General features: G+C 41.8%; 26 protein-coding genes. 7 read left to right on the top strand and 19 right to left on the bottom strand.

The window, feature by feature from the left end; translation table 11 throughout:
* Positions 1–10: 10 nt before the first annotated feature.
* The gene (locus ACED29_RS07305; protein ID WP_124018333.1) at positions 11–523 is read right to left on the bottom strand and encodes a TAT leader-containing periplasmic protein; all 513 of its coding nucleotides are present in this window, start codon (positions 521–523) and stop codon (positions 11–13) included.
* A 112-nt stretch (positions 524–635) separates the two neighbouring features.
* On the opposite strand from ACED29_RS07305, the gene ACED29_RS07300 reads away from it, so the two are divergent.
* From ACED29_RS07300 to ACED29_RS07290, 3 genes are all read left to right on the top strand, one after another.
* Complete coding sequence (locus ACED29_RS07300) at positions 636–1649, top strand: hydrolase (protein WP_371697369.1); 1014 nt, start codon at positions 636–638, stop codon at positions 1647–1649.
* A 12-nt stretch (positions 1650–1661) separates the two neighbouring features.
* On the top strand, positions 1662–1910 hold the full coding sequence (locus tag ACED29_RS07295; RefSeq protein WP_124018331.1) for a YheU family protein: 249 nt from the start codon (positions 1662–1664) through the stop codon (positions 1908–1910).
* Between the two features lie 133 nt (positions 1911–2043).
* A complete protein-coding gene (locus ACED29_RS07290) occupies positions 2044–2940 on the top strand; it encodes a phosphoribulokinase (protein ID WP_124018330.1) in 897 nt (298 codons plus the stop codon).
* A gap of 210 nt (positions 2941–3150) precedes the next feature.
* Here ACED29_RS07290 and ACED29_RS07285 read toward each other — a convergent pair whose 3' ends face one another.
* Positions 3151–3894 (bottom strand): tetratricopeptide repeat protein, encoded by a 744-nt coding sequence (locus ACED29_RS07285; RefSeq protein WP_182741076.1) that lies wholly within the window; start codon positions 3892–3894, stop codon positions 3151–3153.
* Positions 3895–4230: 336 nt separating this feature from the next.
* Between ACED29_RS07285 and crp the strand changes: the two genes are divergently transcribed.
* The 4 genes from crp to ACED29_RS07265 all read left to right on the top strand — a co-directional run bounded on the left by crp (position 4231) and on the right by ACED29_RS07265 (position 7334).
* Positions 4231–4866 (top strand): cAMP-activated global transcriptional regulator CRP, encoded by a 636-nt coding sequence (crp, locus tag ACED29_RS07280; RefSeq protein WP_124018329.1) that lies wholly within the window; start codon positions 4231–4233, stop codon positions 4864–4866.
* 131 nt (positions 4867–4997) lie between these two features.
* Positions 4998–5348 carry a PepSY domain-containing protein gene (locus tag ACED29_RS07275; RefSeq protein WP_124018328.1) on the top strand — a complete coding sequence of 117 codons (351 nt, stop codon included), beginning with the start codon at positions 4998–5000 and terminating at the stop codon, positions 5346–5348.
* A complete protein-coding gene (locus tag ACED29_RS07270; protein ID WP_124018327.1) occupies positions 5329–6003 on the top strand; it encodes a response regulator transcription factor in 675 nt (224 codons plus the stop codon). The genes ACED29_RS07275 and ACED29_RS07270 overlap by 20 nt, the downstream gene beginning before the upstream one ends.
* Positions 6000–7334, top strand: a complete 1335-nt coding sequence (locus tag ACED29_RS07265; protein ID WP_124018326.1) for a sensor histidine kinase — start codon at positions 6000–6002, stop codon at positions 7332–7334. The genes ACED29_RS07270 and ACED29_RS07265 overlap by 4 nt, the downstream gene beginning before the upstream one ends.
* A gap of 98 nt (positions 7335–7432) precedes the next feature.
* Here the strand turns inward: ACED29_RS07265 and ACED29_RS07260 are convergent, their stop codons facing one another.
* The 17 genes from ACED29_RS07260 to miaA all read right to left on the bottom strand — a co-directional run bounded on the left by ACED29_RS07260 (position 7433) and on the right by miaA (position 25802).
* On the bottom strand, positions 7433–8233 hold the full coding sequence (locus ACED29_RS07260; RefSeq protein WP_182696698.1) for a DUF1338 domain-containing protein: 801 nt from the start codon (positions 8231–8233) through the stop codon (positions 7433–7435).
* A 68-nt stretch (positions 8234–8301) separates the two neighbouring features.
* Positions 8302–9762, bottom strand: coding sequence for a succinylglutamate-semialdehyde dehydrogenase (astD, locus tag ACED29_RS07255; RefSeq protein ID WP_124018324.1), 1461 nt, complete (start codon positions 9760–9762; stop codon positions 8302–8304).
* Positions 9763–9771: 9 nt separating this feature from the next.
* A complete protein-coding gene (astA, locus tag ACED29_RS07250) occupies positions 9772–10791 on the bottom strand; it encodes an arginine N-succinyltransferase (protein WP_182696699.1) in 1020 nt (339 codons plus the stop codon).
* A gap of 115 nt (positions 10792–10906) precedes the next feature.
* Positions 10907–12124, bottom strand: coding sequence for an aspartate aminotransferase family protein (locus tag ACED29_RS07245; RefSeq protein WP_371697368.1), 1218 nt, complete (start codon positions 12122–12124; stop codon positions 10907–10909).
* Between the two features lie 333 nt (positions 12125–12457).
* Positions 12458–13600, bottom strand: coding sequence for an HDOD domain-containing protein (locus ACED29_RS07240; protein ID WP_347690708.1), 1143 nt, complete (start codon positions 13598–13600; stop codon positions 12458–12460).
* 102 nt (positions 13601–13702) lie between these two features.
* Complete coding sequence (locus tag ACED29_RS07235; protein ID WP_371697367.1) at positions 13703–16192, bottom strand: prolyl oligopeptidase family serine peptidase; 2490 nt, start codon at positions 16190–16192, stop codon at positions 13703–13705.
* Positions 16193–16321: 129 nt separating this feature from the next.
* Complete coding sequence (locus ACED29_RS07230; RefSeq protein ID WP_182696702.1) at positions 16322–16891, bottom strand: aminodeoxychorismate/anthranilate synthase component II; 570 nt, start codon at positions 16889–16891, stop codon at positions 16322–16324.
* Positions 16892–16988: 97 nt separating this feature from the next.
* Positions 16989–17456 (bottom strand): ClpXP protease specificity-enhancing factor, encoded by a 468-nt coding sequence (locus ACED29_RS07225; protein ID WP_124018318.1) that lies wholly within the window; start codon positions 17454–17456, stop codon positions 16989–16991.
* On the bottom strand, positions 17456–18085 hold the full coding sequence (gene sspA / locus ACED29_RS07220; protein ID WP_011638743.1) for a stringent starvation protein SspA: 630 nt from the start codon (positions 18083–18085) through the stop codon (positions 17456–17458). The genes ACED29_RS07225 and sspA overlap by 1 nt, the downstream gene beginning before the upstream one ends.
* A gap of 95 nt (positions 18086–18180) precedes the next feature.
* The gene (locus ACED29_RS07215; protein ID WP_124018317.1) at positions 18181–18918 is read right to left on the bottom strand and encodes a cytochrome c1; all 738 of its coding nucleotides are present in this window, start codon (positions 18916–18918) and stop codon (positions 18181–18183) included.
* The gene (locus ACED29_RS07210) at positions 18918–20132 is read right to left on the bottom strand and encodes a cytochrome bc complex cytochrome b subunit (RefSeq protein WP_124018316.1); all 1215 of its coding nucleotides are present in this window, start codon (positions 20130–20132) and stop codon (positions 18918–18920) included. Before ACED29_RS07210 ends, ACED29_RS07215 begins: the two co-directional genes overlap by 1 nt.
* The gene (petA, locus tag ACED29_RS07205) at positions 20132–20722 is read right to left on the bottom strand and encodes a ubiquinol-cytochrome c reductase iron-sulfur subunit (RefSeq protein WP_124018315.1); all 591 of its coding nucleotides are present in this window, start codon (positions 20720–20722) and stop codon (positions 20132–20134) included. The genes ACED29_RS07210 and petA overlap by 1 nt, the downstream gene beginning before the upstream one ends.
* Positions 20723–21132: 410 nt before the next feature.
* Complete coding sequence (gene hflC / locus ACED29_RS07200; protein WP_124018314.1) at positions 21133–22011, bottom strand: protease modulator HflC; 879 nt, start codon at positions 22009–22011, stop codon at positions 21133–21135.
* 2 nt (positions 22012–22013) lie between these two features.
* Positions 22014–23174 carry an FtsH protease activity modulator HflK gene (gene hflK, locus ACED29_RS07195; RefSeq protein ID WP_124018313.1) on the bottom strand — a complete coding sequence of 387 codons (1161 nt, stop codon included), beginning with the start codon at positions 23172–23174 and terminating at the stop codon, positions 22014–22016.
* 33 nt (positions 23175–23207) lie between these two features.
* On the bottom strand, positions 23208–24515 hold the full coding sequence (gene hflX, locus ACED29_RS07190) for a ribosome rescue GTPase HflX (RefSeq protein ID WP_124018312.1): 1308 nt from the start codon (positions 24513–24515) through the stop codon (positions 23208–23210).
* A gap of 20 nt (positions 24516–24535) precedes the next feature.
* A complete protein-coding gene (gene hfq / locus ACED29_RS07185) occupies positions 24536–24793 on the bottom strand; it encodes an RNA chaperone Hfq (RefSeq protein ID WP_124018311.1) in 258 nt (85 codons plus the stop codon).
* An 82-nt stretch (positions 24794–24875) separates the two neighbouring features.
* Entirely contained in the window at positions 24876–25802 is a 927-nt protein-coding gene (gene miaA, locus ACED29_RS07180) for a tRNA (adenosine(37)-N6)-dimethylallyltransferase MiaA (protein ID WP_182722343.1), read from the bottom strand.
* Between the last annotated feature and the right edge of the window lies 1 nt (position 25803).

Raw genomic sequence — 25803 nt, 5'->3', positions numbered from 1 at the left:
TACAGTAGGATTAATGCGCGTTAGGCACCAAGAAAGTGGGTTTTACATAACGTAAATTTCCCCAATGCTCTGGACAGGCGTAATAGCTTGCCATAATCAATTCACGTAATCCGCCATAAGCGGTGGTTAACATGTCTAAATAGTTATGACGCCAAAACTCTAGCATGTCGATCAATTGCTGAGGTTCTCGCATTAACAGCGGCGTCATACTGCCACTGAGTAGCAACAATCCTAAACGACCTTCGAGTAAATTTAATAACTCCATCAACTCTTGCTGCTGTTCAACAGGCAGGTGGGTAATTGATTGTGAGATAGCATCCAGAGTGCGATTAATAGCAAGCTCTCTCTGACTAGGAACCTCAGGTAATGCGCCATCTAGGAATACCGGGATCAACACACCAAATAATACACGGTGATGAATATCCTCCGAAGAAGTTGTGATGTTTGGCAAATATAAATTAACGCCTAATGCTAATGCAGCCGTTCCAGCAAAAGCACCAGTGAGAAAGGTACGCCGCTTCATTTACTTCCCCTTGAGTTTATTGTTGTCTATATTTTTTATGTGGTAGAGTGGCATGAGTAACATTTAAACATACGTTTAAATTTTCACAAACAATTACAGAAATATTCCGTCTATGAAAACCTTGTTCACTCCGCCATGGTGGGCTGCTAGCCCCCATGTGCAAACGATTCTACCATTCCTATTTAAAGTGGCCAAACCAATAACATTTCGGCAAAGGCAAGAGCTACCTGACGGCGATTTTGTCGACTTAGATTGGTTAGGACAAGCCCAGAATGGCCTGCCTATCTTAGTAATTATTCATGGTCTTGAAGGTAACACAGAATCTCACTATGTACGCAGAATGCTGATTGAAGCCAAAAAAGCCAAGCTGGCAGCTGTTGTCCATCATCATCGCGGTTGTTCAGGTGAGCCTAATCGCTTAGCTCGCAGTTATCATAGCGGCGATGTTAACGACTTAGCCTATACCCTAGGGCAACTCAAACACTATTATCCGGACTCACCGCTTTATGCTGTAGGTTACAGCTTGGGCGGTAATGTATTGGCAAAATATCAAGGTAGCACTCAGCAACATAGCTTACTCGAACGTGCTGTAGTGGTATCAGCACCGTTAACGTTAGGAGCTTGTGCCAAACGCTTGGAGAGTGGCTTTTCAACTCTCTATCAACGTTTTTTGATTAAACGTTTGCAGCAAAAAATGCTCGATAAAATTAATACTACAGATTTAACCGAACAAATGCCGATCACAAAAGAGCAGCTCAAAATGCTCAACACCTTTTATTTATTTGACGATAAAGTGACAGCACCATTACACGGTTTTACTGACGTTAATGACTACTATCAGCAAGCTAGCGGCCTAGGTTATTTACAGTATATAACTAAGCCCACACTGGTTATCCACGCTCAAGACGACCCTTTTATGACCGCTGAAGTGATCCCGACCCAAGATCAATTATCGCCAATGGTTGAATACGAGTTACATGAGTTTGGTGGTCATGTGGGATTTATTGCTGGCGGCTGGCCTTGGAAGCCACATTTTTATCTTGAGCAACGTGTCATCGCGTTTATTTTCTCTGAAGAACATACGCTAACCGAGCCAGACGGACCATCTTCTTCACTAAGTCATTAATAGGAATACACCATGCTTGTGCCTTATGAAGCGTTACTCTCATTACCTCAAGAAGTACTTCAACGTATGATAAAAGAGTATCTATTATCACAACTTGAAGATGGCAGTTTTAGTGACGCCAACGAGCAACAATTAACCAGAGCAATAGAACAATGTAAGCTTGCGCTCAAAAAAGGCGAGTTAGTGGTTGAATTCAGTGAAGATGATGAGTCTATTGCCATTCGGCAACGGGAACACATTTCACGTCCGTCTTTCGACTAGATACAATACAAAAACACTGATTTTGCGACAAAATGATCACATTGTTACCCTTGAATAATTGACCCACGGGTAAAGATTACCGTATAACTAGTGACTGGTTTTTTCGCGTCCACACATTACCTAGGCAAATAACATGTCAGCAAAACATCCTATTATTGCTGTAACCGGCTCTTCCGGTGCTGGCACAACCACAACTACAACTGCCTTTATTCATATTTTTAGACAGCTGGGTATTAATGCCGCATTTGTTGAAGGTGATAGTTTCCACAATTTCACTCGCGCTGAAATGGAAGTGTTAATTAGAAAATCACAGGCTGAAAATCGTAATCTGAGTTATTTTGGACCCGAAGCGAATAATTTCAAAAAACTCGAAGAGTGTTTTACCAGCTACGGCAACACAGGTAATGGTCAAACTCGCAGTTACTTGCATACGTTTGACGAAGCCGTGCCATTTAATCAAATGCCGGGCACATTTACTCAATGGCGTGATTTACCTGCCAATACCGATATGCTCTATTACGAAGGTCTTCACGGTGGTGTGGTAACTGAAGATGCTGATGTGGCTAAACATGTCGATCTGCTGATTGGCATGGTACCAATTGTTAATTTAGAGTGGATCCAGAAGATCATTCGCGATACAAACGATAGAGGCCATAGCCGTGAAAAAGTCATGGGGTCGATTGTGCGCAGTATGGATGATTATATTAAGCACATGACGCCACAATTTTCACGGACTCATATTAATTTTCAACGCGTGCCGACCGTGGACACCTCAAACCCCTTTAGCGCAAAAGACATACCCAGCCTAGATGAAAGCTTTTTAGTCATCCGCTTTCGCGGTATTAATAATGTTGATTTTCCTTATTATCTCAACATGATCCAAGGCTCATTTATGTCACGCGTCAACACACTGGTTGTTCCCGGTGGAAAAATGTCATTGGCAATGGAATTAATTTTGACGCCATTAGTGAAAGACTTAATGGATAAACGCTTAGAGCTGCAAAATCTTAATGATATCAAACTCGATTAAGTTTGATTTAAGTCAGAACCACTAATATAGGGGCATCGTGATTTCAAGCGAAAGAACGGCAGTTGATGTGCTTGAAGAGCTAATTCCCCCTTTTTGATCTGTTAGTGCATTAAGCACATCAACGAAACCCAATAAAGCCGATAATCAAGCACGAGATAAGCCCTTACCTATCCCGCGACAACAAGATAACCACAGGGTTTGGCTGGTGCGTTACATCAGTGGGATAACTTCTCGATAAGCCTGCTTATTTTTATACTGCTCCAAACGTAAAATAAACTCATCGCTGCGCACAATCTCAGGGTTATCTTTTAGTGCATCAATCGCTTTTTTCTGCGTATCTATCGCTGCAGTAAAATCGCCCAGTTCTGCATAGCCGGCGGCAAGGTTATCTAATACTGTGGGATCGTTTTTATTATTCTCAAGTAACTTTAGCGACATCGATACCGCACGTGAACCATCTCGATATTCGGCTTCCGGACACGTGGCTAATATCCACGCAACATTCCCCATTGAAACCGCATCACCTGCTGCCAAAAACTGCTCCATGGCTTTGCCACAATTTCGTGCCACGCCATCGCCACCAGCAGAATAAATAAACCCTAAACGAAAATGAGCCCACTTATCACCTTGCTCAACCATTTTTAGGTACCATTTTTCTGCAAGCGCTAAATCACGCGGAAATAATTTATGCCCCTCAAAAGCTAAATCAGCTAAGGTTTGCTGCGCCTTAATGTGTTGCTGCTGTGCCGCAAGGTTAATCCAGTACAAACCTTGTTCTGTGTCTTGAGTAACAAATCGCCCCGAGAGATACATTAAACCCAATAAAAATTGCGCATCTGCATTACCCTGCTTAGCTTTAATTTGAATATTGACTAGCTTAGTGGCGGCCTGAGACTGAATAGAAGGCGGGATAACAAATGCGTTCACGGGCAAACTTAGCCCACTCAATAACATAACACTGACAATAACCCCGATTTGACTCAGTTTTTTCACGCATACCTCGACAACTATTTATGATGCTGATTAGATAACACTAGCTAACTCATGGATCCAATACAATAGACACATGTATTTTGCAATAATTCAATAGTCGTGATGATTAAGACAAATTGGCCAAAAAAGTCGACCGTCATCACAAACAAAATAAATTTAATCTAAAATTTAACAAGTTAATATACACTACACACACTTCTAAATACGATCTCTATCAAAGTTTTCGCCGCACCAATAGCGTAGAATGCTTAATTAGACATTACTTACTTTCATTTTTAATCAATCGAGGAATATCGTATGGCTCTGATTGGTAAGCCAAAACCTGACCCAACATTAGAATGGTTTCTTTCACATTGTCACATTCATAAGTATCCAGCAAAGAGCACCTTAATTCATGCTGGTGAAGAATCTGACACTTTATATTACATAGTCAAAGGTTCTGTCGCAGTATTGATCAAAGATGAAGAAGGTAAAGAAATGATCCTGTCTTATCTTAATCAAGGCGACTTTATCGGTGAACTTGGATTGTTTGAAGAGCAATCTGAACGTACAGCATGGGTTCGTGCTAAGCAAGCATGTGAAATTGCAGAAATTTCTTATAAGAAATTTAAGCAACTTATCCAGGTTAATCCTGAAATCCTCATGAAACTTTCGGCGCAAATGGCCTATCGTTTACAAAGTACTAGCCAAAAAGTGGGCGACTTAGCGTTCCTTGACGTCGCTGGCCGTATTGCACAAACACTATTACATCTTGCTAAGCAGCCTGATGCAATGACACATCCTGATGGCATGCAAATTAAAATTACCCGTCAAGAGATTGGTCAAATTGTAGGTTGTTCACGTGAAACGGTAGGCCGTATTTTAAAAATGCTTGAAGAACAAAGTTTGATTCAAGCACACGGTAAAACTATCGTCGTTTACGGCACACGCTAAACAACTAAGGCTTTATAGGGCTAAAACGTAATGTTTAAGCCTTAATCATATAAGCTTCAGCTTGATTTAAGCCAATATACTTAAAGTGGTGTTCATACTCTGAACGCCACTTTTTTTATTTTGGAGCGACCATGAATAGCTTGTTCTCCATAGCAATAAGCAGCTTAATGGCCATCACGATTAACCAGCAAGATATTCCCACAAAAGAACTCGCTCTGGATCATGATAACGTCCAAAAATTAGTATCTTCTGGTAATATAAGGTCATTAGATGATTACTTAGCTTGGATATCACAGTATTGTGATGGCCACTTAATCGATGCGCAACTATACCAATATCAGGATAAGTGGCGCTATGACCTGCAATTTAGGCTAAAACAAGGGCATGTTGTTAATCTGCAATTAGATGCAGCCAATGGCATGCAAGATCCATTGACTCAATTACCGAGCGAATGTACTAAACATGAAACTGTTACTCGTTGAAGATAACCCATTACTGGTTGCTGAACTTGAAAAACAACTCAAGCAAGCAGGTTATATTACGGACGTCACAGATAAGGCTATTGAAGCCGATTATTTGATGAAAGAAACAGATTATGACTGTGTCATTCTCGATATTGGCTTACCCGATGGCAATGGCTTGTCATTAGTGACTCAATGGCGTGAACGTGGCATCAGTACTCCAGTTATTATGCTAACGGCCCGCAGTCAGTGGCACGAAAAAGTGGAAGGTTTTAATGCTGGTGCTGATGATTACTTAGGTAAACCTTTTCACACTCAAGAGCTACTCGCAAGAATTCAGGCACTTATCCATCGAGCTCATGGACGGGTGAATTCATCATCAAAACAACTCTGCTACGCTGGGGTTAATCTCGACGAAAATGAGCAGAAAGTGACGGTGGGCGGACAAGAGTATGAGCTAACATCAATGGAATTTAGGCTACTGAAAATCTTCTTAATGTCGCCAAGAAAACTATTATCTAAACAGCAGCTTACAGACAAGCTTTACCAGTTTGATGATGAAAAAGAAAGTAACGTCGTTGAAGTATACGTGACTCATTTACGTAAAAAACTGGGTAAAACAGCTATCGAAACCCGTCGTGGTCAAGGTTATATCTTTCATGGCATCATTGAATGATGTCAATTCGCTTTAAATTAAGCTTATGGCTGAGTGGATTGATCATCATTGCCACTCTCATAGGCTTATTTTTATTTGAATCTATGCTGCGAGATGCGTTTCATGACTCCATCATTAACCGTTTAGAAGAAGATTTAGAACATATTATCATTGCTACTAGGCTCGATGATGGCGAACTGGTTATCGACCAAAGCCAATTATCCAGTTTTTATCGCCCAGCTTATTCAGGCCGCTATTTCCAATTAAATTTACCTGACCGTACTATTCGTTCTCGATCCTTATGGGATGCAGAGCTGCAGATCGAACCCTTACAAGCGCAGCAAAAACGCGTATGGCAAGCTAAGGGGCCAAAAAATAATGATATGCAGCTGCTCTCTATTGGTATTGGCGCGCCTAACAGTCCCAACACGGCAACACTGACAGTAGCCCAAGATCTTAGTATTGGTCGCCGCGTTTTCAGTGAAGTCTTTGGCGCTAAACTGGCAATCAATATTGGCATGTTATTGGCGATGATCGCCGGTATCTTCATTATTTTACGCCAATCGTTTAAACCAGTGAATCAAATCCAAGGCGCACTGGCTAAATTGCGCGAAGGTGAGATAGCTTCGTTAACCATGTCGCAAATACCGGCGGAGATCCGTCCGCTAGCAGAAACCTATAATGAGCTATTAGACTACACAGCCAAACAAATTGAACGCAGTCGAAATAACCTAGGCAATTTAAGCCATGGCTTAAAAACACCATTAGCAGTGATGCAGCAACAAGTTGAAGCCCTCGGGCTCACCCACCCTGATGCCGCAATAGCAATGCAGCAGCAATTAGATTTAGTGCATAAAATGATTGAGCGTAAACTGGCTGCGGCGCGAATAACGGGTGACATGCTACCCGCTGCACAGCTGGCTGTTCCAAAAGATTTCGATAGCTTAATTCAAACCTTACATAAGGTGCATCATCAGCGCGTCATTGAATGCCGAGTGGTTAACGCACAACATATTAGTCGCATCCCCATTCATCGTGAAGATGGCATGGAGTTGTTTGGCAACCTGCTCGATAACGCCTTTAAATGGGCAAATTCACAGGTGAACATCAGCATAGTTGATTTGCCATCAGGAGAGATATTAATCCAAATAGAAGACGATGGCTGTGGTGTCATGCAAGAGCAAATTGCATTATTAACCGCTCGTGGAACCCGCCTCGATGAAGCAACTACAGGCCACGGACTGGGCTTGTCGATTGTGAAAGAGATCTGTGAGCAATATGGGTTTATATTAAAATTTAATCGTAGTGAGACATTACAAGGGCTTAATGTCAGCATTTTGATCAATCCATAAGCTTCCATGCTGTCCTTTTACTGAACCAAGCCTTTGCTACGGCCAACAAAAAGACCTAATTGATAACTCAATTAGGTCTTTTTTAGTTGTACACAACATTACATCATTGAATTGGTACTTTCAAAAATCTTGTCTGCAGATGCTGCAACAAAACCAGTATAAAGCTGACCATTATCCATTGGGTAACGACGGGCGAATTCATAAAAACAACTTGGAATTTCTACATCGCCATCAGTGAAGTTAACCACGACTTTATCGGCCATGGTAGAAGACTGTTCTAGCAGTACTTCTGGCGAACCTTTAATCTCACCACCTGAACTATTTAATACAAAACCGGCCTGTTTTAAGGCTTGGTTTACATCCTCAATACGCTCAAACTCTGGCAGGTCATTAATTGATACTGTGAAGTGATTAGCGCGGTAACCTAACGCAGCGACCCAAGCGGCATATTCACTTTCAGCAAGTAAGGCTTGATAAGTGGCTTTGTCTAGATCCCAATGACGACCTGAATAAATGAAATTATCGGCAGTCGTTGCTGTAACATCCACTTGGTCGATTAAACCGTGGATAGTTTTTTGCAGTTCAGGGCTAAACTCCTCGACTAACAGCTCAGAGATAAACACCTTTGGCTGTGTTGGATCTGGATGTTCAAAATGCTTGGCTATCAGTTTTTTCTGTACAAACTGATAATCGCCACAGTCGACATAACCGATAGAGGTGAAATGCTCAGCCAATACGCTTAAATTCACTTTGGCGATATTAAACGTACGCAACGCGATATGGTCATTGATGATAGGAGCACCATGACCTAATAGTTGATGAATTTTCGCCGCTGAAGGCGTCATCTTAATGTAGTCTTGCCATAGGGCAGCAAATAAAGCATTAACGTCAGTATGCATGGTTAAATCCTTCTAAAATAAGGCTGGCGAACACGTCACCAGCACGGATCATGCGATGAATTTATCAGTTAAATTGATAAACCAGGGCTTAAAGTTGCAGGTAAGCTTACTGAATCAGCTTCCATTGAAGCGACAGGGTAAGCGCAATAATCAGCAGCATAAAATGCACTTGCGCGATGGTTACCCGATGCGCCAACGCCACCAAATGGTGCCGCACCTGATGCACCTGTGATTTGCTTATTCCAATTAACAATACCAGCACGAATGCGCGCGAGGAAGTAATCGTAATCTTCACGGCTGTCAGCGAGTAAACCGGCAGATAAACCATAACGAGTCGCATTCGCTAAATGGATAGCTTGGTCAAAATCACGGTAACGAACTAACTGTAATAATGGACCAAAATATTCTTCATCTGGTAACGCTGCCACTTGAGTAACGTCAATTAAACCTGGAGTCACCAAACCCGTTCCAGCTTCAACTTGCACTAACTCAACTAACGGAACGCCACCTAATGACTTGAGTGTTGCTTGCGCAGCAACCATACCAAGCGCTGCAGTTTCAGAAATCATTGAGCCCATAAAAGGTTGTGGTTGAGCGTTCCAAGCACCTACTTTGATTTGCTTAACAGCCTTGACTAGTTCGGCAATTAACGCATCGCCTTGCTCGCCCTCTTCAATGTATAAACGACGGGCACAAGTACAACGCTGACCAGAGGAAATATATGCAGACTGAATAATGTCATGGACTGCCGCTTTAGTATCAGTAACGCCTTTAACGATAAGCGGGTTATTACCACCCATTTCAAGGGCTAAAATTTTACCCGGAAGGCCTGCATATTGTTCATGTAAAATATGCCCAGTGCGAGAACTACCGGTAAAGAATAGTCCATCAATTTGCGGGTGTGATGCTAACGCTTTACCTGTGTCAACTTCGCCTTGCACTAGGTTAATCACACCTTGTGGCAAGCCGGCTTTGTCCCAGCACTTTAGCATTAACTCAGCCACTTTAGGCGTTAGTTCTGAAGGCTTAAACACCACTGTGTTACCAGCTAATAATGCGGGCACTATATGACCGTTAGGTAAATGTCCCGGAAAGTTATATGGACCAAATACAGCCACAACACCATGAGGCTTGTGACGTAATACCGCACGACCTGCTGGCAGGTCATTGGTTTCAGTACCAGTACGTTTGTCGTGAGCTTTTGCTGACAAAGCGATTTTGCCAATCATGGCACCAACTTCAGTGGCGGTTTCCCATTGTGGCTTACCGGTTTCTTGAGCGATGGTTTCAGCTATCTCGGCTTTATTATTTTCTAGTTGTGCGCGATAAGCTTCAACAATGGCTAAACGGGCGTCATAACCCAGCATAAACCAATCAAATTGCGCCGCACGAGCGGCATCTACAGCAGCGTTCACTTGAGTAGCGGTTGCAGTGTTGCCTTGCCAAATGACGTCACCGTTGGCTGGGTTTTTTGAGTTAATTTCATGACCTTCGCCAGCTAACCACTGACCTTGAATATATTGTGTCATTTCTTGCTCCTACATTGCTAAAACACGAATTTGCTCGCCTTCGCTGACCATAAGACCGGCAGCAATTTCAGTACTAAGCACCACATTATCGTGTTCATCAGAGACCAACAGTTTTGCCGCCGATGCGCGATAATCAGCTAGCAAGGTGTTGGAAATAATAAAATGGTGATCGGCATGTGGCATTTTACCAATGCTCACAGTAAGTAAACGGCTCTTTTTTACCGAGCGAATATCTCCGATTGAACATTCAACCGTTGGACCACCATCAAAAATATCGACATAATTTCGGAATTTAAATCCTTCCGCTTGCAGTAACCGCAGTGCTGGCTTAGTGTTTTTATGCACTTCCCCAATCACTTTTTGGGCTTTTTTAGGCAGCATACAAACGTAAACAGGGTTACGTGGCATCATTTCAGCCATAAACGCTTTTTTACCTAAGCCTGATAAATAATCAGCCTCAACAAAGTCGATACCTAAAAAATGATGCTGCAGCCATTCGTAAAATGGTGATTCACCATGATCGTCACTGACCCCTCGCATTTCTGCGATAACAGTTTCACCAAAACGATGTTGATGCTGCGCTAAAAATAAAAAACGCGAACGCGACAACATGCGCCCGTTATTACCTTTGCGATAACCGTCTTTTAAAAACAAGGTGCACAGCTCAGCCGCTCCCGTATAGTCATGGCATAGAGTCAGGGTTTCAACTTCATTACGAACTGAGATTTGTTGAGAGTGATACACCTCAGTACCTAAACGGTAATGATAAAAAGCATCTTCCATGCCGACAGCAGCTTCAATACCACAAGTGCCGACAACTTCACCGGTTTTCATGTCTTCAAGCACCATTAAATAACCTTCGTCAAAAGGTTTATCAACATGCTTGGTAAAAGATGCTTCTGCCCTAGCAATCTTTGAACGCAGTAACTCTTCGTTAACTGGTAAAGATGTAAAACCGTGGCCTGACTCGACTGCAATACCATAAAGTGCATCGTAATCACTTGCACGGATAGGACGTATGATTAACATCTTAATCTCCTCATTGCGCCACAAATAAATTGCGCTGAAATACTTTTCGGCGCAATTTTACTTTGTTGGCGTACCCAAACAAAAAAGTGCAAGCTAGGCTCACACTTTTTGTTCATTAACCTGCAACCACTTTTGCTACCGCGCGATCAAAACGCAATAGACCTTCAGCGATATCAGCTTCAGGGATAACCAATGAAGGAGCAAAACGAACAACGTTTGCACCCGCCATCAAGCTCATTAGACCTTCAGCAACAGATGCCACTAAAAAGTCACGACTACGGCCTTCATATTGCTCATTTAATACCGCACCAAGTAATAATCCCTTGCCACGGATTTCACTGAATACGTTGTATTTAGCATTAATTGCCGCTAAACCATCACGGAATAGCTGTTCACGATGTTTAACGCCATCAAGTACTTCTTTGGTATTAACCACGTCCATTACCGCATTACCAACTGCACAAGCAAGTGGGTTACCGCCATAAGTAGAACCATGAGTACCAATTTTTAAGTGAGCAGCAATTTTTGCAGTGGTTAGCATTGCAGCAATCGGGAAGCCACCGCCTAACGCTTTAGCGCTAGTTAAAATATCAGGCACGATGTCAGTACCCATGTAAGCAAATAACTCACCAGTTCGGCCTACGCCTGTTTGTACTTCATCAAAAATAACCAATGCGTCATGCTTATCGGCTAAGCGACGTACTGCTTTTAAGAATTCAGGGTCACCATTGATAATACCGCCTTCACCTTGAAGAGGTTCAAGCATGATGGCACAGGTTTTGTCTGAAATAACCGCTTCAAGTGCAGAGATATCATTAAAAGGTACATGGGTAATACTTTGAGGCTTAGGGCCGAAACCATCTGAATATGCTGCTTGACCACCAACCGTAACAGTAAAGAATGTCCGGCCGTGGAATGCTTTATCAAAGGCGATAATTTGATCTTTGTCTGCACCATGGTTGTCTAGAGCATAACGGCGCGCTAATTTAAGTGCTGCTTCGTTCGCTTCTGCACCAGAGTTGGCAAAATAAATACGCTCAGCAAATGTGGCATTGACTAACTTTGTGGCTAATTCAAGTGCAGGCTCGTTAGTCATCACGTTAGATAAGTGCCATATTTTTTCGCTCTGCTCTTTTAATGCAGACACTAATGCTGGGTGACAATGACCTAAACAATTTACTGCAATACCACCAGCGAAATCGATGAATTCCTTACCTTCTTGATCCCACACTCGGCTACCGGCTCCACGAACAGGTATAACGGCCGCAGGCGCATAATTAGGCACCATAACTTCATCGAATTGGGCACGGGTTAGGTTCATTTCTACACTCATTGCATTTTATCCTTCAGGTTGTAAACGGTTTTAAAGCCGCTGTTTCCGCTGTTTGCTTTATATTCTGTAAGTGCATTAGCGGAAGTTTGTATTATTTATGCGACATTATTAGCGAAAATGTGATCAAAATACCAGTTCAGTACAATTAACTTCTGCAGGCCAGATCAGCATTATGCATAAAGAATTAAAAATATGAATAAACAAAGCGTTTATTGGAGGTTATGAAGCATAACTAGTCATAAAAAAAGTTATTTGGCTCCATTTTGTGTAGCTATTCATCAAAAGTGAATAATTACACAGATTTAACATTTGCTCGAAACACAAAAAACAGCGTTAAAGTAAATTGAGTTTACGGAAATTTTTCCCTTTAAGACGAATTAATTCTTGAGCTGAAAATTGATAGTAATCGAACATAATTCTTTTTTCTTGTGGGTCGATTTGTTGCTGCTCTTCTAGCAAAAGCACTTTGGCGTAACAACTCGCTTTAGCCACAATTGCAGCGTCGACGGATAACTCGGTAAAGTGGTAATCGTGATCGAGTTCTTTTAGCACTTGAGTCATCGCTGAGTCATCAAATTGCAGTAAACTGAGTAGTTGCCAATTTAAGCTATGACTATGCTGCAACACTTGTTCTAAAACGGCCTCAGCAGGAAAATCTGTTGCCATAATAGCATCATAAACTTGTTTCTCTCGACTAAGGCTGGCTTCTCGTAGCCATGTCCCCCAAGTTTTATCAAATATATGCCCGCTTTGACTGAGAATGATCGAAGTAGCAAATTGATACATTAAGGCACAACAATAAGCCAAGCTGGGCTCTTTATGATGTAACTCAGCTAAGGTTTGCGCGGCAATGGCGCTCACCATGCTATATCGCCAAAGCTTGCGGGTTATCCACAATAAATTGGCATTACCTGTAGGTAGCCAATGGCGTAAACAAAAATAAGGGATCAATAAACGTAAATTTTCAATACCAATGTAATTGAGTACCAGCTTGATATCGGTCACTTGGACATCGGAGTTTTTGGGGCGGCGGTGGCCAGATGCAGGGCTGTTAATTAAATTAATTAAATCACGCGATAACCAACTAATACTTTCAATAATTGGTCGTAGTCGATTGATGTTAAGATCTGGATCTAATAATAAATCAAGCAATAAAATTTGGCCTTCACCAATTGCTGATGCTTCTAATATCATTTGTGGATTAGCTAACTGATGCTCTATTGCATTATTAACCGTATGGGTTAGCAGTGCAGACACCTCAAGATATACTTGTTTCTCTTTTGCTTGCTTATCAATGCGCAGCTTTAATGCTTGACGCTCAATATCAAGCTTATTGGCGTTTTCTTCTAAGTCTTCGCTGATCTCATCTGGCATAGCATTAACTTTATGCTTACCCACAATAAGCTGCTTATAGAGTCGGCGCTCAATTTCGATGACTTTTCCGGGCCTAACCCCACCTGCTATTGATATTGCCACTCACATTGCCTTTTATTGTGTTAATCGCTTAATAATAAAAATTAAGGCTTCTCAAAGGAAGCCTTAATAAATATTTATTTGTCTTTCTGAACTTAACGCTGACTATTTCAGCTCTTGTTCAAACAACTTATAAATACGACGATACTGATCTAACCAACTAGAAGGTTGCTTAAATCCATGTGGCTCAACAGGATAGATTGCCGTTTCAAACATCGGTTTTTCTAATTCAATTAGACGTTGCACCATGCGCACACTGTCTTGGAAAAATACGTTATCATCTAAGACACCACTCATGATCAGTAATGGTTTTTGTAAACCTTGAGCATGTTCTATCGGCGAACTACGCTCATAAGCGATAGGGTCAACGTCAGGCGTATTTAAAATATTAGAGGTATATGGCGCATTATAATGAGCCCAATCGGCTACAGGACGTAATGCGGCCCCTGCTTGGAATAAATCAGGTTCATTAAATAACGCCATAAAAGTAAGGAAGCCGCCGTATGAACCACCATAGGTGCCTACACGTTGAGGATCCACATTAGCATTGCTTGCCATCCAAGCCACACCATCTTTTAGATCTTCCACTTCTGGATGGCCCATATTACGATAAACCGACGTACGCCAATCACGTCCATAACCTTTTGAACCGCGATAATCCATATCCATTACCACGTAACCTTGTTGGGTTAACAAGTTATTGAACATAAATTCACGGAAGTAACCCGAAAATCCATAATGAGCATTCTGTAAATAACCCGCGCCATGATTAAACATCACTGCCGGATATTTATCAGCCTGTTTAGGATCATAACCTTGCGGCAAATAAACCCGCGCATAAATGGGCTCTGCACCATGGGTTGAAGGTAACGCAACAACTTGCGGTACTTGCCATGGATATTGTTTAAATGCAGTGCTGGTATAGTCGGTTAATTGGCTAATCTCGCCACCAATAGGCTGAATATAGAGTTCATCGGGGTGAATAGCAGATGAAGCTGTTAATAACAGTGATTGGCCATCAGGGCTTAAGCTGTAATCCAATGTCCCTAACCACTGAGTCAGTTGTTCTGATTTTCCGCTGGCAATTTCTACACGGTAAACATTATAACTGCCCGGATGGTCTTTATTAGCACGGTAATAAAAGTATTTTGCATCTGGAGATAAGGTCACATTATCAACCACAAATTTACCCTTAGTTAATGCCGATACCTTACCTGCGGCTGTTTTGGTATATAACTGAGAGAATCCAGACTCTTCAGATAAGTAGTACATGGTATCTGTACCGGTTATCCAACCGAATTGATTAAAATTATAGTTAACCCAAGCATCATCATGTAAGCGATGCTCAGTGGAGAGTTTGCCTTTTTGAAGATCGACGCTCGCGATCCAGCGATCTTTATTATCAACCGCTTCAAGCATCACTAATAATTTATCGCCAGAATCATTCCACTGAATAGCGCTTTGACTCCACTCCCAATCTTGCATTAACTGCACTAAACGCGGCGCTTTGTGGCTTTCGTAGGTTTTACCTTGGGCTTTTGCATTTTCAGCTTTAACGCTAGCAAGTACATCCTCATCAAAACCGGCTAGGCCTTCAATGGTAATATCTTTTTTACTGTGTTCAGTAAGGTCGAGTAATACTAAACGCTGACCTGGGAAAACATCTTCTGCCACACGAGCACGAGCAGGCACGGGATCAACATAACCTTCTTGCCCTAAATAATTGGGCATAATGTCGTGTTCTGCACGCCAACTATAATTTTTATCCGTTAACGCCAATAGAACGTAACGTCCATCTGGCGATAAACTCATTTCTGACACAACTTCCGTATCACCTAAATACCAAGGTTTTGCAGAAAAAGTCGGATCAGCTTTAGCCAATGATTCACTATATTCATCACGCGTCAAACTGTTATCGTGTTGCATGGCAACATATTGGATTAATCTTTGCTGCTGTTTGGCCATAAAAGTACTGGGGGCTGGCGTATTTTTAGGCTCATTTTCCATTAGGATTGCAGCCATTTGCTCCACAAGTCCACTAGATTGGTATAAACGAAAAATATTATTACCTTGCCAAAATGCAAGATCGCCGCCGCTCAAAAAGCGAACGCCGCTAATCGGATCATTTTGGCGAGTCATTTGAGTAATATCGCCGTTTGATAAATCTTTTACAAATACGTTACCTTGATAAATGTAAGCTTTTTTAGTTTTAGCTTGATTCAACACACCATTGCGCTGATCAGCAAGGTGTAACTGATCCAATGCTAGTTTATTTGCTTCAGACTGGCCGATGGCTTGTTGATAAAAATCACGAATAGGCGACTGGTGTGCTTGGCGACTAAAATACACCGATTGGCTGTCATCACTCCAATAGGCTCCTTGGGCAAATATTCCCATCCAATCCGGATTAGCCATGATTTGATTAAGCGTTAATAACTGATCGGCTTTTGGAGGTTGGGCTAATGGCACCATCAATGATGTAGCGGTAGGCTTTGCGATAACCATCGTATCGTCATTTTTTGCTGTCGCAGCACAGCCACTGATCATCGCCAAAGAAATTGCGCTCACCGCAAAGTTTCGCATAAAGCTTGTCATGGTTATCCCTTTTATTATTTTTAAGCGCTCTTTATAGCATAAATATACGCGAGAATTTAGCCAGATTGGTTGCAGAAGTTGTAACAGAATAAGTGATAATGAACTTAAATAGGTAGCCTTGATTACGCTTTATAACTGTAAAAAGTTATTCAGCAATTCATGTCCTTGCTGGGTCAAAATAGACTCAGGATGAAACTGCACACTGTATATACGTAAATCAGCATAGCTCATCGCCATAATTTCACGCCCATGAACAGGGTCATCAAACCATGCATCCAGCGTAAAATTCTTGGGAACATCATTAATCAATAATGAATGGTAACGCGTCACTTGCAAAGGTAATGCTAACTGAGAAAATAATCCCTGTTGATTGTGCTCAATTAAGCTGGTTTTACCGTGCATAACACGCTTTGCACGAACAACATCAACACCAAACACTTGAGCGATGGCTTGATGGCCGAGACAGACACCTAAAATTGGCAATCTCCCAGCAAAATATTCAATGGCGGCAAGCGAGATCCCTGCTTCGTTTGGAGTGCATGGACCAGGAGAAATGATTAAATGAGTGGGCGCTAATGCTTCAATTTGTTCAATGGTGATTTCATCATTACGCTTAACAAGGATCTCTTGTCCAAGCGTTTGGAAATATTGCACTAAGTTGAACGTAAAAGAATCATAATTATCAATCATCAACAACATTTGGGGTTCCATTTGAGCGATAAAAAATGGTAATACTGCAATTTTAGCTTAAAAAAAACCAGCCTTGCGACTGGTTTTATGTCATGGTAACGAATCGTTACTTCACCACAGTTAAATGGTTTTTACGCTTAGCTTTGTCACCAGTAGTAGATTTAGGCGATGGTGGTAATGTCGAAGTATCATCAACAGATTTCATTGATGGTGGCACAGATGACAACTCATCCTGCTCACCTTCGATCATATAAGCATCTTCCATATCAAATACAGTGCCGGCACCGTTTTCACGAGCATAAATGGCCACAATTGAGGCCATTGGTAAATACACATTTTGTGGAACACCACCAAAACGGGCATTAAACTCGACGGAATCATTCGACATGTGAAGATTTGCCACAGCTCCAGTTGCAATATTCAAGACAATTTGACCGTCTTTAACAAATTGCTGTGGAACTTGTGTACCGTTAACAAATGCATCCACGACTACGTGTGGCGTCAAATGGTTATCCATCAACCACTCATAGTAAGCACGCAACAAATATGGACGATTAGCTGTTATTGGTTTCATCACATGCCCATGCGCATTTCGCGCTCAGCCTCAGTTAACGATGCTTTAAATGATTCACGTTCAAAAATACGTGTCATATAAGCACTGATATCTTTCGATGTACGCGGGTCTAAGTGAATACCTAATACCGGTAAGCGCCATAATAATGGGCCTAGGTAGCAATCAGATAAACCAAACTCTTCGCTCATGAAGTATGGCATTTCAGCAAATACTGGCGCTAAAGCGATTAGACTTTCCATTAACTCTTTACGCGCAGCATCAGCTTTTTCACCTTTACGGATACGCTCAACAAGCGCATACCAATCGGTGTCGATTCTGTGCATCATTAAACGGCTTTGGCCGCGAGATACTGGGTATACAGGCATTAGTGGAGGATGAGGAAAACGTTCATCCAAATATTCCATAATAATGCGAGATTCGTACAACACGAGTTCACGATCAACTAAAGTTGGTACCGAGTTGTATGGATTTACTTCAAGTAAATCTTCAGGCATCTCACTTGGGTCTACCTGTAAAACATCAACGGTAACCCCTTTTTCAGCCAATACGATACGTACTTGGTGACTATATAAATCATCGGCACCAGAAAAAAGTGTCATGATAGAGCGTTTGTTGGCAGCAACAGCCATTGATACCCTCCAGAATGTAGAAAAAACAAAACAAACGAGGGGCTAAGCCCCCCGTTTACAATATGCGGATAATGTATATTAACCGTTATTGATGGCTAGTGCACATCTTTCCAGTATTCTTTCTTCAACAAATAAGCAATGATGAAGAAAATAAACAAGAATCCAAGTACCCACCAACCTAAAGCTTCACGCTCTAACTGGACGGGTTCAGCTGAATAGACTAAGAAACCCGTGATATCACGAACTGCTTGGTCGTACTCTTCTGCACTCATTTTGCCACCAGTAGGAGGATTCATGCCGACCAACGTCATAGTTTCAACACCATCAATGACAGTCTTTTCATATTGAGGAGTTGCAACACCTTGTAAGTCTTGTAAAACGTGCGGCATAGCCACTAATGGAAACACGGTGTTGTTCACACCAAATGGACGCGTTTCATCAGCATAGAAACCTTTTAGGTATGAAAATACCCAATCAGCTCCACGTACACGAGCAACCAAAGTTAAGTCTGGAGGCGGAGCACCAAACCATTTAGCCGCATCAACAGGAGGAATAGCGTTTTCCATTAAATCACCGATTTTAGCATCAGTGAACATGTACTTATTACGCATATCATCGCCACTGATGTCTAAGTCAGTTGCTACACGCTCATAACGTTGGTATTTAGTGCTGTGACAACCTGAACAATATTGCTGGAATAAATCCAGACCACGCTCTAATGACGCTTTATCATGCAAGTTAACGTTAGCGCTTTCTAAATGAACCTCGTTTCCACCTGCAGCCATAGCGAGAGATGGCAGTAGTGTAACTAATGCAATTAATAACTTTTTCATTAGTGTGTCACCCTCGTAGGAACTTCTTTTGTTTTCTCATTCTTACTGTAAACCCATAGGGCTACGAAGAAACCAAAGTAAGTGAAAGTGAATACACGTGCCGCAATAGTTAGCTCAGGCGTTGCAGGAACCACACCTAAATAGCCAAGAATAATGAACGACACAGTAAATTGTGCGATGTTAATTTTGTGAATCAAACTACGGTAACGGATAGATTTGACTTTACAACGGTCAAGCCAAGGCAGAACAAATAGCACTGCAATCGACAGACCCATAGCAACAACACCGATTAACTTGTCGGGAATTGCACGTAAAATCGCATAGAATGGTGTGAAATACCAAACCGGTGCAATATGCGCAGGAGTCTTCATTGGGTTAGCCGCTTCAAAGTTTGGCTTCTCAAGGAAGTATCCACCACCTTCAGGCATAAAGAACAGCACATAACAGAACACGATTAAGAAGCCTGCTACACCCATAATATCTTTTACAGTGTAATAAGGGTGGAATGGAATACCATCAATAGGCCATCCGTTCTCATCTTTGTTCTTTTTAATTTCAACACCATCAGGGTTGTTCGATCCCACTTCATGTAATGCGATTAGATGTAAGAACACCAACACAACCAATACAAGTGGCAGCGCAATAACGTGTAATGCGAAGAAACGGTTTAGTGTTGCACCGGAAATAACATAGTCACCACGTATCCACAATGTTAGGTCATCACCAATAACAGGAATAGCACCAAACAAAGAGATAATTACCTGTGCGCCCCAATAGGACATTTGTCCCCAAGGCAGTAAGTAACCCATAAATGCTTCAGCCATCAACACTAAAAATATCAACATACCAAACAGCCATAAAAGCTCTCTTGGTTTTTGATAAGAACCGTAAATTAATCCACGGAACATGTGCATATAAATGACAAAGAAGAACGCTGACGCACCTGTAGAGTGCATATAACGTAATAACCAGCCGTATTCAACATCACGCATTATGTATTCAACAGAAGCGAATGCACCTTCTGCTGTTGGTACGTAATTCATGGTTAACCAAATACCAGTCAGTAACTGGTTAACTAAAACTAATAATGCTAATGAGCCAAAGAAATACCAAAAGTTGAAATTCTTTGGTGTGGCATACTGACCCACATGACGGTTATACGTTGCCGTCATTGGGATGCGAGCATCAATCCAATCAATAATATTCTTAACCATTACGCCGCTCCTGTATCTACACCGATGATAACGTTAGCGTCATCGATATATTTGTGCGGTGGAACCACTAGGTTTAATGGTGCAGGAACACCCTGGAATACACGACCAGCCATGTCAAATTTAGAACCATGACAAGGACAGAAGAACCCAGATGTTACACCCTCAACCTGCTCACCGAATGAATCAGGTAGATAAGTTGGTGAACAACCTAAGTGGGTACAGATACCGACTGCTATGAAAAATTCAGGCTTAATAGAACGTGCAGGGTTAGTTGCATATTCTGGTTGCTGCATTTCTTCGGAAGCAGGATCACGTAATTGACTGTCTAATGTTTTAAGATTATTTAGCACAGTTTCTGTACGACGAACGACCCAAACCGGTTTTCCGCGCCATTCGACACGAATTAACTGACCTGGTTCAACTTTACTAATATTTACTTCAACCGGCGCACCTGCAGCTTTCGCTTTGGCGCTCGGATTCCATGACTTGATGAAAGGAACCGCTACAGCGACGGCACCAGCACCACCTACTACGGCGGTTGCAGCTGTCAGGAATCTGCGACGTCCGGTATCGACTGGCGCATTGCTCATCCACTTATCTCCCAGAGGGTGTTGGAATTTTTATATTTCAATACTTTAGCTATCACAAAGGGTGAAGCGCTAAAATCATACTTTGAGGCGGTGCTCATTATAGCGAAAAATTAGAACTAGATCATAGAGAAAACATACATCTAGAGTGAGGATATTAACATTTTTTTCAAAAACGCTTATAAATCAGCCAGATTATAACAATTAGTCGTCCCTTAATTAGTGCTTGAGGAGGTAATAAAGACATTTAAAACAAGCAATTATTAATAAAAAATAATCAAAAACACAATAAAAAGTCTTCGTTATGATTTATGACCGTTTTTAGAAAAACTGAATTCATACTAATTAGATTAACTTTCAGCCACAAAAAAGCTCGGTAAAGACCGAGCTTTTTGAACTAAATGATATAAATGTTACTTACCGCTAGACGATTTCATGTATTTGAAGAAATCACCTTCAGGCTCTAACACCATAATGTCATTCTTACCGGCAAAACTTGCTTTGTAAGCTTCTAGACTACGTAAAAAGCTATAAAACTCAGCGTCTTTACTGTAGGCATCAGCATAAATTTTTGCCGACAATGCATCACCTTCACCACGAATGGTAAGCGCTTTACGTTCAGCTTCAGCAACCTTTACTGTCACATTGGCATCAATAGTCGCACGGATAATTTCAGCTTGTTCTTTACCTTGTGCACGGTGCTCTTTTGCCACAGCTTGACGTTCAGCACGCATACGTTGGTAAATACTAGTACTGACATTAGCAGGTAAGTTAATTTGCTTTACGCGCACATCAACCACTTCAATACCAAGATTCTCAGCACTTTCAGAAGCGTTTTGTAATGCGTCGGTTTGCAACTCATCACGCTTACCAGAAACAATCTCTTTGATAGTGCGACGACCAAATTCAGTACGTAAGTCATTGCTGATTTTGGCTTGTAATAAGCTTTCTGCATTGGCTTTAATACCGCCATTGGTAGAAAGATAGTACTTTTCAAAATCACGAATACGCCACTTAACATAAGAGTCGACCATTAAGTCTTTCTTTTCAGAAGTCACAAAACGATCCGCGGCACCATCCAATGTCTGAATACGAGAATCCAGATATCGAACTTTATCTACCAAAGGAAATTTAAAGTGAAGGCCTGGTGCAAAGACGGTTGTTACGTCATCTTCTTTGAGCACCTTACCGAAACGTGCAACGATGGCACGTTCACCTTCGCTTACCACCATTAAAGAGGAAAAACTCACCCCTAAAATGATGACAAGAATGATCACTGCTAATCTACCCATTGTTAGTTCCTCCCTTGGCGAAGACGATCTTCGCGGCTGAGACGACCATCAGTCGGCATACTAGTAATCGGCGTATCAACACCACTACTAGAGACAGAGTTGATGTGACGTTCTACCTCAGGTTCTACTTGATTACGCTGACTCTTGGAAGAATCCATCAGCTTATCCAAAGGTAAGTACATCAGATTACCGCTACTTTTGGTGTCGACAAGTACTTTATTAGTATCCGCCAACACAGATTGCATTGCATCTATGTATAAACGATTTCGAGTTACATCTGGCGCAGCTTTATACTCAGGTAATAACTTCTCAAATCGAGCGACTTTACCTCTAGCTTCTAGAACTTCACGCTCTTTATAAGCACTAGCTTGTTGTGCCATACGTTCAACTTGTCCACGCGCTTTAGGTTCGATTTCGCGAGCATAAGCTTCAGCTTCACGAATAAAGCGCTGTTCATCTTCCTGAGCTGAAATTGCATCATCAAATGCATCTTTTACTTCTTCTGGAGGACGAGCGGGTAAAAAGTTAACGTCACGAATTTCTAAGCCTAGTTTATATGGCTCAATAATACGTTCTAACTCTGTCCAAGTATCACGACGAATAGCATCACGCCCTGTGGTTAAAATGTCATCCATACGATTGTGACCAATGACATAACGCAATGCACTGTCAGTCGCTTCACGTAAACTCGAGTTGGCATCAACAGCACTGTACAGATATGAATAAGCATCTGATACGCTGTATTGAACCACAAGCTCAACATTCACAATGTTTTCGTCAGATGTCAGCATTCTGCCTGACGCAGGGATCGAACGGAACGTTTCCACGTCAACCATTGTCACCTCATCAATAAAAGTGGCTTTCCAATGTAAACCGGAACTCACTTCACCAATGTGTTGACCAAAACGGAGTAACACACCACGCTCAGCTTCCTTAACTGTATATAAACCAGACAATGCCCAGATAATGACGGCAATAACGGCAAAAACAATCAATAAAGATGAATTAAATGGCTGACCAGAGGCGCCATTGCCCCCCTTGCCACCAAAACGTTTTGATAGGTTACGAAATACTTCGTCAAGATCTGGTGGCCCTTTATCGTTACCACCTTTATTTCCCCAAGGGTCTTTGTTCCCCTTGTTACCGGGCTCATTCCAAGCCATTTAGCACTCCATAATTGGATGAAATAAATGAGATTAACAAGAGATGTCTACTTCTGAGTCGTCAAAAATAAATGTCTCTAATTCCCCTTGACTCTGTTTAGCTAATCGGCGCCAATCGGCATCCGATAAACGAACAGATAAAATACAGTTCCCCAGATCGTCATACTCTTTCTGCTGTATTGCATCCAGTCGATAAAACTGGCCAAGATAATGTCCTGCTGATGCAGGTATTTTCAATGTAAGCTCGCAAATAACTTGACCGATTAATTCGGTTATCGCTTTAAGCAGCAAATCAAATCCAATGCGTTTTTGCGCAGAGACCCAAACCCTTTCAGGTTTACCGTCTTCACCGTAATCGATACGAGGCGCGAAATCTTCAAGCAAATCAATCTTATTACACACGACTAATTGCGGGATTTCATCGGCATCGATTTCTTTAAGTACACTTTGTACTTGTTCAAAATTTTCAGCCATATTGTCATCGGCACAATCAACGATATGTAAAAGGATCTCTGCTTGTCGAGTTTCTTGTAGTGTGGCTTTAAATGCTGCAACAAGGTCGTGAGGTAAATGACGAATGAAACCAACTGTGTCTGCTAAAATTACCGCACCGTCGGGTAAGGATAATTTACGCAGTGTTGGATCTAATGTTGCAAATAATTGATCTGCAGCATAAACGTCCGACGAAGTTAGCGCATTAAATAATGTCGATTTACCCGCGTTGGTATAACCCACCAAAGACACTGTTGCTAAATCACTTCGCTTACGAGCTCGGCGGCTTTGCTCACGTTGTTTATCCACTTTATCAAGTCGACGATTAATGTTCTTAATCCGCCCTCTTAATAAACGTCGGTCTGTTTCAAGCTGGGTCTCACCCGGCCCTCGCATACCAATACCGCCTTTTTGTCGCTCTAAATGAGTCCAACCACGGATAAGGCGCGTCGACATGTGGCGCAATTGCGCTAGCTCCACTTGCAATTTACCTTCATGAGTCCTTGCTCTCTGAGCAAAAATATCAAGAATCAGCGTAGTTCTGTCTAAGACTCGGCACTGGCATACTAATTCAAGATTACGCTCTTGAGCAGGACTCAATGCATGATTAAAAATCACTACATTGGCCTCTGTAGCAGCTACCATTGCGGCTAGTTCTTCAGCTTTACCGGTACCGATAAAAAATTTACGATCTGGCGAGCGTCTACTGCCAGTAATCACTCCAACAGAGCGAGCACCAGCAGATTCAACTAATAGCTGTAACTCAGTGAGATCCTCTCGACGTTCGTCGTCGGAAAAATCTATGTGTACTAATACCGCTGTTTCACCCGCTTCATAACGATCAAACAAAAATTGTATTCCTTTTCAAATTATTCAGCATCGCTTTCTTCACCATGGGCAGTCCCTTGGTGAGCAGTAACGTTAAATGGGCGTGCTGGTACGACTGTTGAAATAGCGTGTTTGTAAACCATTTGGCTTACAGTATTTTTCAACAAGATAACAAATTGATCGAATGACTCAACTTGGCCTTGTAATTTAATACCATTCACTAAATAGATAGAGACTGGTACACGCTCACGACGCAATGCGTTCAAAAATGGGTCTTGTAAAGATTGCCCCTTAGCCATTTGAATTTCCTTTTTTATTTTAAAATATGTTGAATTAAGTTTTATTGTTTAGTTTTAGTATTATACAGCAACGGCTAATAAGCTAGCGGCTTTGTCGCATAAGCGTAACTAAATTCCCTTCGACACCACTTTCAAGCCACTGTAATTCCGGCCAACTCCTCAACCATGTTAATTGACGTTTGGCCAATTGCCTAGTGGCTGCGGTAGCTTTTTCGACCATAGTCGCATGATCAAATTCTTTATCAAGGTATTGCCAGCACTGCCTGTAACCTACACAACGCATTGATGGCATGTCTAAATCTAAGTCACCACGCGCTTTTAAGCGTGACACCTCATCGATAAAGCCTTGCTCAAGCATGATATTAAATCGCTTAGCAATTAATTCATGTAATACACTTCGATCGTTAGGTGCAATAGCAAATTGCACTACATCATACGGCAAAGCGACTGATTTAGTTTGAGTCAATTCAGTCATTGTTTTGCCACTGATCCGATAAACCTCTAATGCACGCGATAATCGTTGTGGATCGTTAGGATGAATTCTTGCTCCAGCAACCGGATCTATTTGACATAATTGTTGGTGTAATACGTCCCAACCGTCTGTTTGCGCTTGCGCCAATATTTGCTGCCGAATACCTTCATCTGCACTGGGTAGAGGAGATAAACCTTCTAACAGTGCTTTAAAGTACATCATGGTGCCACCCACGAGTAAAGGGGTCTTACCGCGGCGAATAATGTCTTCGATAGCCAATAGTGCATCACGGCGAAAATCTGCCGCTGAATAACTTTCGCTAGGATCAAGTATATCAATTAACTTGTGCGGAGCCATTTGCAACTCTTTCGCCGTCGGTTTAGCTGAACCGATATCCATACCACGATAGATAAGCGCTGAATCGACTGAAATAATCTCGCAATTATGCTTTGTCGCCATTTCAATGGCTAATGCCGTCTTGCCTGAGGCTGTAGGCCCCATTAAAAAAATGATTTTCGGCTTATCGACACTGTTCACG

Source organism: Shewanella sp. 5S214, from assembly GCF_041439795.1.
Classification (GTDB): Bacteria; Pseudomonadota; Gammaproteobacteria; order Enterobacterales; family Shewanellaceae; genus Shewanella; species Shewanella vesiculosa.
The sequence above is the reverse complement of the archived record's forward strand: the minus strand, read 5'-3'. Positions and strand labels throughout refer to the sequence as shown.

What these genes read in the sequence shown, in the direction of transcription:
- ACED29_RS07305 (WP_124018333.1), bottom strand. Translation starts at nt 523, where the DNA reads ATGAAGCGGCGTACCTTTCTCACTGGTGCTTTTGCTGGAACGGCTGCA.
- ACED29_RS07300 (WP_371697369.1), top strand. Translation starts at nt 636, where the DNA reads ATGAAAACCTTGTTCACTCCGCCATGGTGGGCTGCTAGCCCCCATGTG.
- ACED29_RS07295 (WP_124018331.1), top strand. Translation starts at nt 1,662, where the DNA reads ATGCTTGTGCCTTATGAAGCGTTACTCTCATTACCTCAAGAAGTACTT.
- ACED29_RS07290 (WP_124018330.1), top strand. Translation starts at nt 2,044, where the DNA reads ATGTCAGCAAAACATCCTATTATTGCTGTAACCGGCTCTTCCGGTGCT.
- ACED29_RS07285 (WP_182741076.1), bottom strand. Translation starts at nt 3,894, where the DNA reads ATGTTATTGAGTGGGCTAAGTTTGCCCGTGAACGCATTTGTTATCCCG.
- crp (WP_124018329.1), top strand. Translation starts at nt 4,231, where the DNA reads ATGGCTCTGATTGGTAAGCCAAAACCTGACCCAACATTAGAATGGTTT.
- ACED29_RS07275 (WP_124018328.1), top strand. Translation starts at nt 4,998, where the DNA reads ATGAATAGCTTGTTCTCCATAGCAATAAGCAGCTTAATGGCCATCACG.
- ACED29_RS07270 (WP_124018327.1), top strand. Translation starts at nt 5,329, where the DNA reads ATGAAACTGTTACTCGTTGAAGATAACCCATTACTGGTTGCTGAACTT.
- ACED29_RS07265 (WP_124018326.1), top strand. Translation starts at nt 6,000, where the DNA reads ATGATGTCAATTCGCTTTAAATTAAGCTTATGGCTGAGTGGATTGATC.
- ACED29_RS07260 (WP_182696698.1), bottom strand. Translation starts at nt 8,233, where the DNA reads ATGCATACTGACGTTAATGCTTTATTTGCTGCCCTATGGCAAGACTAC.
- astD (WP_124018324.1), bottom strand. Translation starts at nt 9,762, where the DNA reads ATGACACAATATATTCAAGGTCAGTGGTTAGCTGGCGAAGGTCATGAA.
- astA (WP_182696699.1), bottom strand. Translation starts at nt 10,791, where the DNA reads ATGTTAATCATACGTCCTATCCGTGCAAGTGATTACGATGCACTTTAT.
- ACED29_RS07245 (WP_371697368.1), bottom strand. Translation starts at nt 12,124, where the DNA reads ATGAGTGTAGAAATGAACCTAACCCGTGCCCAATTCGATGAAGTTATG.
- ACED29_RS07235 (WP_371697367.1), bottom strand. Translation starts at nt 16,192, where the DNA reads ATGACAAGCTTTATGCGAAACTTTGCGGTGAGCGCAATTTCTTTGGCG.
- ACED29_RS07230 (WP_182696702.1), bottom strand. Translation starts at nt 16,891, where the DNA reads ATGTTGTTGATGATTGATAATTATGATTCTTTTACGTTCAACTTAGTG.
- ACED29_RS07225 (WP_124018318.1), bottom strand. Translation starts at nt 17,456, where the DNA reads ATGAAACCAATAACAGCTAATCGTCCATATTTGTTGCGTGCTTACTAT.
- sspA (WP_011638743.1), bottom strand. Translation starts at nt 18,085, where the DNA reads ATGGCTGTTGCTGCCAACAAACGCTCTATCATGACACTTTTTTCTGGT.
- ACED29_RS07215 (WP_124018317.1), bottom strand. Translation starts at nt 18,918, where the DNA reads ATGAAAAAGTTATTAATTGCATTAGTTACACTACTGCCATCTCTCGCT.
- ACED29_RS07210 (WP_124018316.1), bottom strand. Translation starts at nt 20,132, where the DNA reads ATGGTTAAGAATATTATTGATTGGATTGATGCTCGCATCCCAATGACG.
- petA (WP_124018315.1), bottom strand. Translation starts at nt 20,722, where the DNA reads ATGAGCAATGCGCCAGTCGATACCGGACGTCGCAGATTCCTGACAGCT.
- hflC (WP_124018314.1), bottom strand. Translation starts at nt 22,011, where the DNA reads ATGGGTAGATTAGCAGTGATCATTCTTGTCATCATTTTAGGGGTGAGT.
- hflK (WP_124018313.1), bottom strand. Translation starts at nt 23,174, where the DNA reads ATGGCTTGGAATGAGCCCGGTAACAAGGGGAACAAAGACCCTTGGGGA.
- hfq (WP_124018311.1), bottom strand. Translation starts at nt 24,793, where the DNA reads ATGGCTAAGGGGCAATCTTTACAAGACCCATTTTTGAACGCATTGCGT.